The sequence below is a fragment of the Streptomyces sp. NPDC054932 genome (assembly GCF_053610205.1).
Genome location: NZ_JBSGXU010000109.1, coordinates 15,317 through 28,466, shown reverse-complemented (window position 1 = coordinate 28,466; position 13,150 = coordinate 15,317). Strand labels below are relative to the sequence as shown.

10 protein-coding genes and 1 pseudogene are annotated in these 13,150 nt (G+C 69.9%); 3 read left to right on the top strand and 8 right to left on the bottom strand.

Annotation, left to right across the window (positions count from 1 at the left end; all coding sequences use genetic code 11):
• Nucleotides 1–38: 38 nt before the first annotated feature.
• From ACWGE1_RS25900 to ACWGE1_RS25880, 5 genes and pseudogenes are all read right to left on the bottom strand, one after another.
• Entirely contained in the window at nucleotides 39–1,571 is a 1,533-nt protein-coding gene (locus ACWGE1_RS25900) for a YfcC family protein (protein WP_453422879.1), read from the bottom strand.
• Entirely contained in the window at nucleotides 1,568–2,521 is a 954-nt protein-coding gene (gene arcC / locus ACWGE1_RS25895) for a carbamate kinase (protein ID WP_327733481.1), read from the bottom strand. The genes ACWGE1_RS25900 and arcC overlap by 4 nt, the downstream gene beginning before the upstream one ends.
• A gap of 31 nt (nucleotides 2,522–2,552) precedes the next feature.
• Nucleotides 2,553–3,554: an ornithine carbamoyltransferase gene (gene argF / locus ACWGE1_RS25890; RefSeq protein ID WP_453422878.1), complete on the bottom strand. Its 1,002-nt coding sequence runs from the start codon at nucleotides 3,552–3,554 to the stop codon at nucleotides 2,553–2,555.
• Nucleotides 3,555–3,627: 73 nt separating this feature from the next.
• On the bottom strand, nucleotides 3,628–4,851 hold the full coding sequence (locus ACWGE1_RS25885; RefSeq protein ID WP_453422877.1) for an arginine deiminase: 1,224 nt from the start codon (nucleotides 4,849–4,851) through the stop codon (nucleotides 3,628–3,630).
• 750 nt (nucleotides 4,852–5,601) lie between these two features.
• Nucleotides 5,602–5,778 (bottom strand): annotated as a pseudogene (locus ACWGE1_RS25880) (polyphosphate kinase 2); the annotation flags it as partial.
• 180 nt (nucleotides 5,779–5,958) lie between these two features.
• On the opposite strand from ACWGE1_RS25880, the gene ACWGE1_RS25875 reads away from it, so the two are divergent.
• Entirely contained in the window at nucleotides 5,959–7,641 is a 1,683-nt protein-coding gene (locus ACWGE1_RS25875; protein WP_453422880.1) for a GAF domain-containing protein, read from the top strand.
• Nucleotides 7,642–7,657: 16 nt separating this feature from the next.
• Here ACWGE1_RS25875 and ACWGE1_RS25870 read toward each other — a convergent pair whose 3' ends face one another.
• Both ACWGE1_RS25870 and ACWGE1_RS25865 read right to left on the bottom strand, forming a co-directional pair.
• Nucleotides 7,658–8,152, bottom strand: a complete 495-nt coding sequence (locus tag ACWGE1_RS25870) for a pyridoxamine 5'-phosphate oxidase family protein (RefSeq protein WP_327733484.1) — start codon at nucleotides 8,150–8,152, stop codon at nucleotides 7,658–7,660.
• A 126-nt stretch (nucleotides 8,153–8,278) separates the two neighbouring features.
• Nucleotides 8,279–8,605, bottom strand: a complete 327-nt coding sequence (locus ACWGE1_RS25865) for an STAS domain-containing protein (protein WP_327733485.1) — start codon at nucleotides 8,603–8,605, stop codon at nucleotides 8,279–8,281.
• A gap of 260 nt (nucleotides 8,606–8,865) precedes the next feature.
• On the opposite strand from ACWGE1_RS25865, the gene ACWGE1_RS25860 reads away from it, so the two are divergent.
• Nucleotides 8,866–9,591 (top strand): response regulator, encoded by a 726-nt coding sequence (locus ACWGE1_RS25860; RefSeq protein WP_453422876.1) that lies wholly within the window; start codon nucleotides 8,866–8,868, stop codon nucleotides 9,589–9,591.
• 68 nt (nucleotides 9,592–9,659) lie between these two features.
• Here ACWGE1_RS25860 and ACWGE1_RS25855 read toward each other — a convergent pair whose 3' ends face one another.
• A complete protein-coding gene (locus tag ACWGE1_RS25855) occupies nucleotides 9,660–10,535 on the bottom strand; it encodes a universal stress protein (protein ID WP_453422875.1) in 876 nt (291 codons plus the stop codon).
• Between the two features lie 244 nt (nucleotides 10,536–10,779).
• Between ACWGE1_RS25855 and ACWGE1_RS25850 the strand changes: the two genes are divergently transcribed.
• Entirely contained in the window at nucleotides 10,780–13,149 is a 2,370-nt protein-coding gene (locus ACWGE1_RS25850) for a phosphoketolase family protein (RefSeq protein WP_453422874.1), read from the top strand.
• Nucleotide 13,150 lies beyond the last annotated feature (1 nt).

The following is a 13,150-nucleotide window of genomic DNA, read 5'->3' as shown; positions in this document are numbered from 1 at the left end:
GTCCCGACCAGCCGGCCACTTGCCTGCTCCGCAGCGATTCAGCGCACTGCCGCACCGAGTGCGAGGAATCCGGCGACGGCCACCAGCAGAGCACCCATCAGCGGTGCCATGAAGCGCAGGTACTGGTCGTAGCGGACCTTGGCAAGGGCGAGGCCTCCCATGACGACGGCCGAGGTGGGCGTAACGAGGTTCACCCATCCGGAAGCCGACTGGTACGCGGTCACCACCAGAGCCCGGCTCACCCCGGCGAAGTCGGCCAGGGGGGCGAGGATGGGCATGGCGAGGGCCGCATGGCCGGACGAGGAGGGGACGAAGAAGGCCAGCGGGAGATTCACCACGAACATCAGTACGGCGAACACCCCGGAGGACGTGTCGGCCACCGCACTCTGCAGGACGTCGAGGATGGTGTCGGTGACACTGGCATTGTTCATGATCACCGTGACTCCCCGGGCCAGCATGACGATCATCGCAGCTCCGATGAAGTCCCCTGCGCCGGCGGTGACGGCGTTCACCGTGCCCTTCTCTCCCAAGCCGCCGACCAGCCCCACGGCGACCGCCGCGACGATGAACAGCGCGGCGAGTTCAGGGAAATACCACCCGAGCGTGGGCAGGAAGGTGACGTGCAGATCGGACCAGGGGACGACGGCGAAGATCATGAAGAGGAACGTGGCCGCGAAGAGACACAGGACCGTGCGCTGGCGACTCGTGAGCTTCGCCGCTTCGCCACCCTCGGCCCTGATGCGGAGGTCGTCCTCGGTGAGGGGTGTCAGCGACCGGGAGGGGTCCTCGGTGACGCGGCGGGCGTAGCGCACGACGTAAGCGGCTGCCAGGGCCGTCAGACAGGCCCACATCACCAGTCGCAGGACGATGCCGTCTCCCGTGCCGATGCCGGCGCTGTCGGAGGCCACCCCGGTGGCAAAGGGGTTGACGGTCGAGGCGAGGGTGCCGACCCCGGCTCCCACCATGACGACCGTCGCGGCGACCATGCGGTCGTAGCCCAGGCCGAGCATCAGGGGGATCATCAGCCCGTAGAAGCCCAGGGTTTCCTCGGCCATGCCGTACGTGGTCCCGCCGAGGGAGAACACCGTCAACAGGACCACCAGCAGCAGGGTCCTGCGGTGGTGCAGACGCTGCGCGAGGCGCGCCACTCCCGTCGTGAGCGCCCCGGTGCGCATCGTGACGGTGATGAACGCGCCCACGGCCAGGATGAAGAGGAACACGCCGGCCGCGCCCGCGAAGGAGCCGGTCCCGCCGGGTGCGGTGAGGCCGGTCCCGGCATCGGTGACGCCGTACAGACCGTTGACCGGGGAGAGGAACAGGTCTTTGAGCCGCTCCCAGAATCCGGTGGTCAGTTCTACGGAGTGGTAGGTGCCCGGTACGGGGCTGCCGTCCTTGATGTCGTAGCGGCCGGCGGGGATGACGAACGTCAGGGCCCAGACTGCGACAGTGACGACGAACAGGACGGTGAAGGCGGACGGGAACCGAAGCCGCCGCCGTGGGGCGTCGGGCGCGCCGGAGTCCGTTCTGGCTCTGGCCGGCTGCGGGGATGCGGGTGCGCTCTGCAGAGTCATGTCAGGTCCTGTGTTCCGTCGTGGCGGGCTTCGCGGTAGCTGCCGCTGGGTGTGACGACGGTGCCGGCGACTCCGTCGAGGATGGCTCGGGCGTCTTCGAGAGCGCCGATGGCCGCCATTCCGCCGGTGAGCTCGACGAACCGGCACACGGCGTCGACCTTGGGACCCATGGATCCGGCGGGGAACTGCTGGGCTCTCATGGCCGCGGGCGTGGTCCGTCCGACGGGCACGGCGCTGGGGGTGCCGTATCCGAGCGACACATGAGGTACGTCCGTGAGCAGCAGGAGCGCGTCGGCGTCGAGCGCCTCGGCCAGGAGGGCGGCGGTGAGGTCCTTGTCCACCACGGCTTCGACGCCGGTCAGCTGCCCTTGTTCGTCACGGATCACCGGTACGCCGCCGCCTCCGGCGCACACGGCCACCGCTCCCGAGTTGAGCAGCAGCCGGATGAGCCGTGTCTCCACGACGCGTTGTGGACGGGGGGACGGTACGACGCGTCGCCAGTGGGCGCCGTCCTGCTTGACCGTCCAGCCGCGTTCGGCGGCCAGTCGCTCCGCTTCGGTCCGGTCGTAGACCGGACCCACGAATTTGGCCGGGTCGGTGAAGGCGGGGTCGGCCGCGGAGACGAGCGTCTGGTTGAGCAGGGCGCAGACCTGCCGTTCGGGCAGGGCGTTCTGCAGGGACTGGAGCAGCCAGTAGCCGATCATGCCCTGGGTCTCCGCGCCGAGGACGTCGAAGGGGTAGGGGCTGCTCAGGGAGCGGTCGGCGGCGCTCTGGAGAGCGAGCACGCCGACCTGAGGTCCGTTGCCGTGGGTGATGACGAGTTCGTGCTCGTGCGCGAGGGGGGCGAGCGCGGACACGGCAGCGCGGATGTTGGCGAGCTGCACGGCGGCGTCCGGCCGCTCCTCGCGGCGGAGCAGGGCGTTGCCGCCCAATGCGACGACTACACGCATGACGTGTTCTCCGAGGTCGAGGGGATGCCGTTCAGTCGCCGAGGGTGGCGACGAGGACGGCCTTGATGGTGTGGAGCCGGTTCTCGGCCTGGTCGAACACGATGGAGTGCGAGGACTCGAACACCTCCTCGGTGACCTCCAGTGCGGTCAGGCCGGTCCGCGCAGCGATCTTGGCGCCGACGGTGGTGTCGCTGTTGTGGAAGGCCGGAAGGCAGTGCATGAACTTGACCGCAGGGTTGCCCGTCGCCTCCAGGGTCTTCGCTGTCACCTGGTACGGCTTGAGCAGGGCTATGCGCTCGTCCCACATCTCCGGCGGCTCTCCCATGGAGAGCCATACGTCGGTGTAGACGAAGTCGACGCCGGCCACGCCTTCGGTCACGTCCTCGGTCAGGGTGATGCGCGCACCGCTGACGGCCGCCGCCCGCCGCGCGTGGTCGACGACATCGGAGGCGTTGTGCAGGGATCGCGGGCCGACCATGCGTACGTCCATGCCGAGCATCGCCGCGACGATCAGCAGGGAATTGCCGACGTTGTTCCTGGCGTCGCCCAGGTAGGCGAAGGACACCTGGTTCAGCGGTTTGTCGGTGTGCTCCCACATGGTGAGCACGTCGGCGAGCGACTGGGTGGGGTGCCACTGGTCCGTCAGGCCGTTCCAGACCGGAACGCCGGCGTTCTGAGCCAGCTCCTCCACCAGGCGCTGGTCGCTGCCCCGGTATTCGATCCCGTCGTAGTAGCGGCCGAGGACGCGTGCGGTGTCCTTGATGGACTCCTTGTGCCCGAGCTGGGAGCCGGCCGGGTCGAGGTAGGTCACGTGCGCGCCCTGCTGGTGCGCGGCCACTTCGAAGGCGCATCGGGTCCTCGTCGACGTCTTCTCGAAGATGACGGCGATGTTCTTGCCGCGCAGCCGCTGCTCCTCGCGTCCCTCACGGCGGGCCGTCTTGATGGAGGCGGAGAGTTCCAGCAGGTGGCGGAACTCCTCGGGAGTGAAGTCGAGTTCCTTGACGAACGGGCGCTGGTGCAGGTCGTCGTGCATGGCGGGCTCCTTGATGTGTACGGGGTGTGTGCGGCGGGCGGATCACCGGGACGCGGGGGCGCGGGAGGGGTGGTCAGGCGGCTTCGCGCTCGATGGGACAGGTCATGCACCGCGGGCCGCCACGGCCCCGGCCGAGTTCGCTGCCTCGCACGGTGATGACCTCGATCCCGCTCTTGCGCAGGTGGGTGTTGGTGGTCACGTTGCGCTCGTAGGCGACGACCACGCCGGGCTCCACGGCCAGCACGTTGCAGCCGTCGTCCCACTGCTCCCGCTCGGCGGACCGCAGGTCCTGGCTCGGGGTGAGGACGTTGATGGACGGCAGACCCAGCGCGTCGGCGATGGCCCGGTCCATGTCCTCGGGGGCGTGGTCGGTGACCCTCAGCCGCTCCCCGCCGGTCCCGGGTTCGATCGTGGAGGAAGGCAGCATGCCGAGGCCGGCGTATCGGGTGAAGGTGTCGCCGCTGACCATCGTCATGACCGTGTCGAGGTGCATGAAGCTGCGGCTCTTCGGCAGGCTGACGGCCACGACCCGCTGGGCGGAACCCGCCGCGAACATGCGCAGGGCGAGATTCTCCACGGCCTGAGGCGTGGTGCGCTCGCTCATGCCGACGAGCACCGCGCCGTTGCCGATGACCAGGACGTCGCCGCCCTCGATGGTGGCGGGATAGGCCGCCTGCCCGTCGGACCACCGGTGGAACTCCCCCTTCGCGAAGAGGGGGTGGTGCTGGTAGAGGGCTTCGAAGTGAACCGTTTCACGGCGGCGTGCCCGTTTGTTCATCGGGTTGACGCTCACCCCGTCGTACACCCAGCACGAGGTGTCGCGGGTGAACAGATGGTTGGGCAGCGGCGCGAGGAGGAAGTCGTCGGGCGCCATGGCGTGCAGTCGTACGCTCGGTATCGGGCCCGTGCGCTCGAGCAGTTCCGCCTTGGTGACGCCGCCGATGAGGCAGGCGGTCAGGGCGGCCGGCTCCAGGGAGTCGAAGTACGTGCGGAGCTGGTCGGTGCCGAGTATGCCGAACTCGCGTTCGTCGAAGACCCGGTCCAGCACGAGCTGCCGCGCCTCGATGCCGTCCAACGTCTCGGTGAGCAGGTCGGCGAGGAGGTGCACGCGCACTCCGCGGTCCCGCAGGACATCGGCGAACGCGTCGTGCTCGTCGCGGGCGCGCTTGGCCCACAGCACGTCGTCGAAGAGGAGCTCGTCCTTGTTGGTGGGTGTGAGGCGTGTCATTTCGCGGTCGGGGCGGTGCAGGATGACCTGCCGCAGCCGGCCTGTCTCGGAGTCGACGTGAAACGTCATGGGGTCCCCCGGAGGTGAGACGGAAGGTGCGCTCGACGGGCGCCGTAATGGGATGTGCGCCCGGCCGGGCGTCCTCTGGGGGCGCCTCGGGGAGCACTTGAACTCTGTCACTTGCGCCCCCTCATGCCCGGCGGCAACAGTCCCTGGTGGCGGGCCGGTCGGCACTCTCCGGGAGGTCCCGTTCGGTCGCTTCGCAGGGCCCTTCGGCCCTGTATGGCGACGGTCGGGAACCGAACGCGGCGGGGCGAACCCTCGGTCAGACGTCTGCGTGCGGTGCGACGGCCACGAGCGGCCGGCAGTGGCGCCGTGCGGCGTGCGTAACGGCGCCCAAGAACGCGCCGCCCACCAGTGACCGGCACGTACAGCAGCCGTCCTGCGCGACCGACCCCGCGTCCCGTGAATCGGCGACCAGGTCACGGGCCGGACGTCCGAGGCCGAACCGTGCGGCCTCCTTGGTGGTCAGAGCCTGCCCCGCCGGAGTCGACTCGGCTTCGTGAAAGGGCAGTTCCCCATCGAAAGCACCCACGCCTGCAACTGGTCGACTGCAGGCGCTTCAAGGGTTCCGCGGACCTGCGTCGTCGCAACCGGGAGAAGCCCGGCTTCGAGGCCCGATCCTGAACACCGGCCTGCCGAACCCCTCTACGACGGCACAGACATCGAGAACACGCCGAGGGGCTTCGCCCCCGTCGAAGTCGGCAGCGAGATCCGGTCTTCTTGCAGTTGAGTGACCATCCAGCCGCTTCGTCGTTGGGCCATGCGTGCAGGAGCTGGTACACGCTTGATCGTGCCGCCCTTGCCCGCTGCGTCGCGGCCCTCGAAGACGACCACGAGCCGGGCGCCCTCCGCGCGCACCCACTCCTGGAGTTTGATCAGCTCCGTCTGGAGCCCTAGCAGCTCGTCCTCGTAGACCGCCTTCTTCAGGCCCATGGCGCATCCTCCCCGTCGTCGTGCGGCGCTTCGGTCACGCCAGTCTCGGCTGGCATCCGCGCGCAACGATGCCCATCGGGCCCGGGCGTGTCGATACGCTGACCGTGGATCGGGCAACCGAGCGAGCCGTCGGAGGGGAAGCACGTGGGTGTGAGGGATCCGTTGACGCAGGTACCGCGGATGCGGCTGGACGAGCTGCTGGACGAGCTCCAAGCGCGCATCGACGAGGTGCGCGGCACCCGCGACCGGGTGCACAGCCTCCTGGAAGCCGTGGTGTCGGTGGGGCGGGAGCTGGATCTCGCCCAGGTACTGCGGCGGATCGTGGAGGCGGCCGCGCTGCTCGTCGACGCCGAATACGGCGCGCTGGGAGTGATCGGCCCCGACGGCCGGACTCTCTCACAGTTCCTGACCGTGGGGCTCACGGATGCGGAGATCGCCGAGATCGGTCCCCTGCCGGCGGGCCACGGCCTGCTCGGGGAGGTCATCCACCACCCGGAACCGCTGCGCCTGACCGATCTCGGCGCGCACTCCTCTTCCTACGGCTTTCCGGCCCATCACCCGCCGATGCGTACCTTCCTCGGTGTACCGATCCGGGTCCGCGAGGAGGTGTTCGGCAACCTCTACCTGACCGACAAGCGCGGCGGAATCGACTTCGACACCGAGGACGAGACGGTGATCTCCACCCTCTCGGTGGCGGCGGGTGTCGCGATCGACAACGCGCGGCTCTACGAGGGCTCGCAGCGCCAGCAGCGATGGCTCAAGGCCAATGCGGAAATCACCGAAAGCCTGCTGTCCGGCAGCTCCCGCCCGGCGGTACTGGAGCTCATCGCCCGCCGCGCACAAGAGATCACCGCGGCACGCCTCGCGGACATCGCCATGCCCGTGGCGGGTATCGACGGCCTGGTCGTGGAGTTCGCGGCCGATGCGGACGGAGCCGAGCGGCAAGGTCTCGTCGTCCCCTTCGCGGGCACGCTCGCAGGAGCGGCGCACCTGGCCGGCAAACCCGTCACAGCGGTGCAAGCCTGGGCCGACGAGCGCTATCCCGCTGAGTCCCAGATTCAGGAAGGGTTGGGGCCCGCCGTGGCAGTCCCGTTGGGCACCGCGGGCGGCGAAAGCAGAGGTGTCCTGCTGCTCGCGCGCCCGGCGGGAGAGCCGGCGTTCGGCGAGGGCGAGCTGGAGCCGCTCGTCGCCTTCGCCGGTCAGGCCGCACTCGCCTTGGAGCTGGCGGAGCGGCGCCGGGACGCCGAGCAGATAGCACTGCTGGAGGAGCGCGACCGCATCGCCCGTGACCTGCACGACCTGGCGATCCAGCGTCTCTTCGCCACCGGCATGACCTTGCAGAGCGCTGCCCGGCTCGTCGAGCACGACGGGGCCGCCGAAAGGGTCGGCCGGGCGGTCGACGACCTGGACGAAACGATCAAGATCATCCGGTCGACGATCTTCGGGCTGCGTACCAAGGACCGCGAGGGCGGCCCTGGTCTGCGGGCGCGCGCCGCCCGTGCCGTCGGCGACGCGGCCACCACCCTCGGTCACCCGCCGCGTCTGAGCATGGAGGGCCTGCTCGACACCGACGTACCTCCGCACATAGCCGACCACGTCATGGCTGTGCTGGGTGAACTCCTCAGCAACGCCGCCCGGCACGCACAGGCGACCCGGGTCGGAGTGACCCTCAAGGCCGGCCAGGGCGAGATCGTGCTGACCGTCTCGGACAACGGGAAGGGCATTCCGGCCCAAGGCCGCAGAAGCGGCCTGCTCAACCTCGACGAGCGGGCGCAGAGCCTGGGCGGCTCCTTCACTCACGAGACTCCGGATGACGGGGGTACAAGGCTCGTCTGGCGGGCTCCCCTCCCCACCGGGGGCTGAGGACCGGGGCAGGGCGTCAGCCCCGGGCCGCGGGCACGGGCTGCGTCGGGTCCGCCTCCAGCCGGAACCCGGTGACGAGATCCGGACGGATCCTCAGGGTGCTGGTCATCCGGTGCGCCACCCATGGACGCAGCAAGTGCGCGTACCGGTCCATCTCGTCGGCATCTGACACCACCCTCGCGTAACCAGTGACGACAACGCTCCAACCGAGGTGCGTGACGGAATCGATGACGTCCGCTTCGTAAGCGACCACCACGCCGGGAGCGTCGGCGGGTGCCGCCAGGGATGCCAATGCCCCGTCCTCATGTATCCGGACGATGATGGCCTCGTTCTCGACGAGATGGTTCACCGGTCGGACGGCGGGCAGCGCGTGCTGTGTGAAGACGATGCGCCCCAGGGACACCGTCGAGAGCAGCCACAGAGCCTCGGCCCTGTCCAGCTCCCGCATGTAGCGGCGGGCTGTCGTGTCACCGACCTCTCGGGCCCGTAGCGGGTTGCCTTCGTGATCCATGCTGCTTACCTTCGTCCGGCCCCGATGGGCCCTTGCGGCTTCCGCGTCCCAGCCTTCACCGCGATCCACGGGAGAACCAGGGCCGAACGGTCCCCGTCCAGGGGCGAGATTCGGACGCCCGCTCGATCACGTCACGGCGAGCGGCAGGCTGCGGTCGACCCCGAGCACCTGCATGGACTTGACCAGCAGGGGTGGTACGCCGCGGAGCAGGAGCTGGGTGCCCGCGCTACGGCAGCGCTGGTGGAGCCGGAGGAAGAGTTCGATGCCCGAGCTGTCGCAGAAGGAGATCCCGGACAAGTCCAGGACCATGTTGCGGTGGCCGAATCCGGCGAGTTCGGCGAGGCGTGGTTCCACTCGTCCCGCCGTATGGAAGTCGAGCTCTCCGGCCAGGGCGATCCTCGGGCCGCGGTCGTCGCGTGCCACGGTCCTCAGGTCGATCAAGGCGGTCGTCATGGTGTCCTCCGCGCTGCGTGCGGCTCCGTCGAGTCGCGCCGTTCCCGTGCACCCGCAGTTCATCGGGTGCTGAGTGCACTCGGGAAGGCCCGGCAGGCCCTCGGACAGGGCCGAAGGTCCCTCCTCCTCTGCCCACACCGGCCCTGCCGCGCGCAGCGGCAGGCCGATGAGGGCCAATCGGCACTGTCCGTTCCGCCCGTACGGGAGGCAGGATGCCGGTGTTCGTGCGTTCAGGACGAACCAGGCGAAGGAGTTGCGTCATGACCGGCAGCGGTGCCCACTCCCACGCGACGAGCGCGAGCGGCGCGACCGATCCCATCAGCATCTTCCTGCTCGACGACCATGAGGTCGTGCGCAGAGGGGTGCACGACCTGTTGGACGCCGAGCCCGACCTGACCGTGGTCGGTGAGGCGGGCACGGCGGAACAGGCGCTGGTCCGCATCCCCGCGCTGCGCCCCCGGGTCGCGATCTTGGACGTACGGCTGCAGGACGGCGACGGGGTGAGCGTGTGCCGGGAGTTGCGCTCGCGGATGCCCGGGCTGGCCTGCCTGATGCTCACGTCGTTCGACGACGAGGAGGCGCTGCTGGACGCCGTGATGGCGGGGGCCTCCGGCTACGTGCTCAAGCAGATCACCGGCACCGACCTCGTGACCGCCGTCCGGACGGTGGCCGCCGGCCAGTCGATGCTCGACCCCGGGGCCACCACGCGGCTGATGGCCCGCATGCGCGGCGACGTGCCCAAGGAGGAGCGGGCCCCGGGGCTTCCCGGCTTCACGGACCGGGAGAAGGAGATCCTCCTCATGGTCAGTGAGGGTCTCACCAACCGGGAGATCGGCGGGCGGCTGTACCTCGCGGAGAAGACCGTCAAGAACATCATCTCGCGGCTCTTCATCAAGCTCGGCGTGGAGAGGCGCGTCCAGGCCGCGGTGATCGCCAGTCACGCGCTGACCCCGCCCGGCCGGCACCCGGCCCCGGCCGCCGAGTAGGAGCCGCCCGCGGGAAGGACCGGGCACGCCGTACCACGGCGGGCCCGGCTTCAACCGTCGATTCGGCGTCAGTGGTGCGGGACGACAGCGACGGGGCAGGCCGCGTGGTGGAGCACCGCATGGGCCACCGAACCGATGCGCGTACCCACCGCCGACTCGCAGACCCGGCGGCCGACGACGACCAGCTGGGCGTCCGAAGCCTCGGACAGCAGCACATGGCCGGCGCTGCCCCGCTCCACGTGCGCGACGACCTCCACCTCGGGAAACCTCAGGCGCCACGGCTCCAGCGCCTGGTCCAGCGCGGCCTTCTCGAACGGCTCCAGACCGCCGAACTGCTCGGCGATCCACATCGAGCCGGGGCTGTATCCGTACACCGGGGGCAGGTTCCAGGCCCGGACCGCGCGGAGCGGGACCTTGCGCGCCGCGGCCGCCTCGAACGCGACGCGCAGTACCTCGGCGGACTCCTCCACACCACCCTGCTGTCCCACGACGACCTCGCCCTCCTCCGGCACGGCCAGAGGCCTGCCGTGGGCGGAGCGGACGGAAACGACGGGGCACTCGGCGGCAGCGATCACCTGCTGACCGTAGGAGCCGAGCAGGAAGCCGAGCAGGGCTCCGTGCCCGCGGGTGCCGAGGATCAGCATCTCGGCTTCCTTGGCGGTGCGCAGCAGGGCCGGCACGGGCGTGTCGCACAGGACTTCCGCGGTGAGCGCGAGCGACGGGTACCGATGAGTGAGCTCCTGCTCGACCTCCTTCAGGATGTCATCGGCCCGGCGGGACTCGGTTTCGCGGTCCTGGACGATCGGGACGGCGAGCGGCTGCCACAGCCAGGCGTGCACCACGTGCAGGGGCAGGTCACGCCGTACGGCTTCCCGCGCGGCCCAGTCCGCGGCGGCCCGGCTTTCCGGGGATCCGTCCACTCCGACAACGAGGGTGCGCTTCACAGGTCTGTCCTCCGTACTGATGCGAGAGGCATCGGGGTCGGCCGACGGGGATTGGGCGGCGCCGGCCGGGGGAAGGACCGGCGCCACCGGGATTCACCTTGCTCGTGCCGGGCAGGGGCGCAGAAGGGCCAACGGTCCCTCCTCGAGGGCCGGTCCTCCTCTCGCGGCCGCTCCACGGCAGGGGCAGGGTGTCGGTATCGGCCCCGTCGACGAACGTCCCGAACCCTCAGACGCAGGAGCGGACATGACCGCGTTGACCGCGCACTCGATCTCGCAGCTGGACGCCCACTGGCGCGCCGCGAACTACCTGGCCGTCGGCCAGATCTACCTCATGGGCAACCCCCTGCTGACCCAACCGCTGAGGCCGGAGCACATCAAGCCACGGCTGCTCGGCCACTGGGGCACCTCCCCCGGCCTCAACCTGGTGCACACCCACCTCAACCGCGTGGTCAAAGAACGCTCACTGGAGACCCTGTGCGTCTGGGGCCCGGGCCACGGAGGTCCCGCCGTCCTGGCCAACTCCTGGCTGGAAGGGACGTACAGCGAGACCTATCCGGACGTGAGCCGCGACGCCGACGGCATGGCCAAGCTGTTCCGGCAGTTCTCCTTCCCCGGCGGGGTGCCGAGCCATGTGGCGCCGGAGACCCCCGGTTCCGTCCACGAGGGTGGGGAGCTGGGTTATGCCCTCTCCCACGCCTACGGAGCCGCCTTCGACCACCCCGGCCTGCTGGTCGCCTGCGTCATCGGCGACGGCGAGGCCGAGACCGGTCCGCTCGCCGCGTCCTGGCATTCGAACAAGTTCCTCGACCCGGTCCACGACGGCGCGGTCCTGCCGATCCTGCACCTGAACGGCTACAAGATCGCCAACCCGACCGTCCTGTCCCGGATCCCCGAGGACGAGCTCGACGCGCTGCTGCGCGGCTACGGGCACGACCCGCTGTACGTGACCGGCAGCGACCCCACCCAGGTGCATCACGCCATGGCCCGCGCGATGGACCACGCCCTGGACCGCATCGCCCTCATGCAGCAAGAGGCACGGACGACGGGCACCGACCCCGGCCGAGAGTACGCACGCTGGCCGATGATCGTGCTGCGCACGCCCAAGGGCTGGACCGGGCCGGCGAACGTCGACGGCGACCCGGTCGAGGGCACATGGCGTGCCCACCAGGTCCCGCTCGCCGGGGTGCGCGAGAACCCCGCGCACCTGAAACAGCTGGAGGACTGGCTGCGCTCGTACCGGCCGGAGGAACTCTTCGACGCCGACGGCCGCCCGACGGCACAGGTCCTGGCCTGCGTCCCGGACGGCGAGCACCGCTTGGGCGCCGTGCCGTACGCGAACGGAGGCCGCCTGCTTCGGCCACTCCCCCTGCCCGCGCTCGACACGCACGCCGTCCGCGTCGACAAGCCCGGCCGCACCCTCCACGAACCGACCCGCGTCCTCGGCCGCTTCCTCACGCAGATCATGCGGGACACGGCTGAGCGACGGGACTTCAGGGTCGTCGGTCCGGACGAGACCGCCTCCAACCGGCTGGACGGCCTGTACGAGGCCACCGGCAAGGCCTGGCAGGGCATCACGGAGGCCACGGACCGGAACCTGTCCCGCGACGGCCGGGTCATGGAGATCCTGTCCGAACACGTCTGCCAGGGCTGGCTGGAGGGCTACCTCCTCACCGGCCGCCACGGCCTCTTCTCCACCTACGAGGCCTTCGCGCACATCGTCGACTCGATGGTCGGCCAGCACATCAAGTGGCTGAAGACCTCACGCGAACTGTCCTGGCGCGCGCCGATCGCCTCCCTCAACTACCTGCTCACCTCGCACGTATGGCGCCAGGACAACAACGGCTTCTCGCACCAGGACCCCGGATTCGTGGACCACGTCCTCAACAAGAGTCCCGAGGTCGTCCGGGTCTACCTGCCGCCGGACGCCAACACCCTGCTCGCCGTGGCCGACCACGCCCTGCGCAGCCGCGACCAGGTCAACGTGATCGTCGCGGGCAAACAGCCCTGCTTCGACTGGCTGTCCATCGACGAGGCCCGCACCCACGTGACGCGCGGCGCCGGCATCTGGGAGTGGGCGGGCACCGACCACGGCTCCCGCGAACCGGACGTCGTACTCGCCTGCGCCGGCGACGTGCCCACCATGGAGACGCTGGCCGCCGCGGCCCTGCTCCGCGAACACCTCCCCGAGCTGGCCGTCCGCGTCGTCAACGTCGTCGACATCGCCCGGCTGATGCCCCACGAGGAACACCCGCACGGCATGACGAGTGCCGAGTACGACGCGCTCTTCACCACCGACAGGCCGGTGATCTTCGCCTACCACGGCTACCCGTGGCTCATCCACCGCCTCGCCTACCGCCGGACCGGCCACCCCCAGCTTCACGTCCGCGGCTACAAGGAGTCCGGCACCACGACCACCCCGTTCGACATGGTCGTGCGCAACGACATGGACCGCTACCGGCTCGTCATGGACGTCATCGACCGCGTTCCCGGCCTCGCAAGCCGCGGCGAGGGCCTGCGCCAGACCATGGCCGACCAGCACATCCGCCACCACGACTGGATCCGCGAACACGGCACCGACCTCCCGGAGGTCGCGGACTGGTCCTGGCCGTACTGAT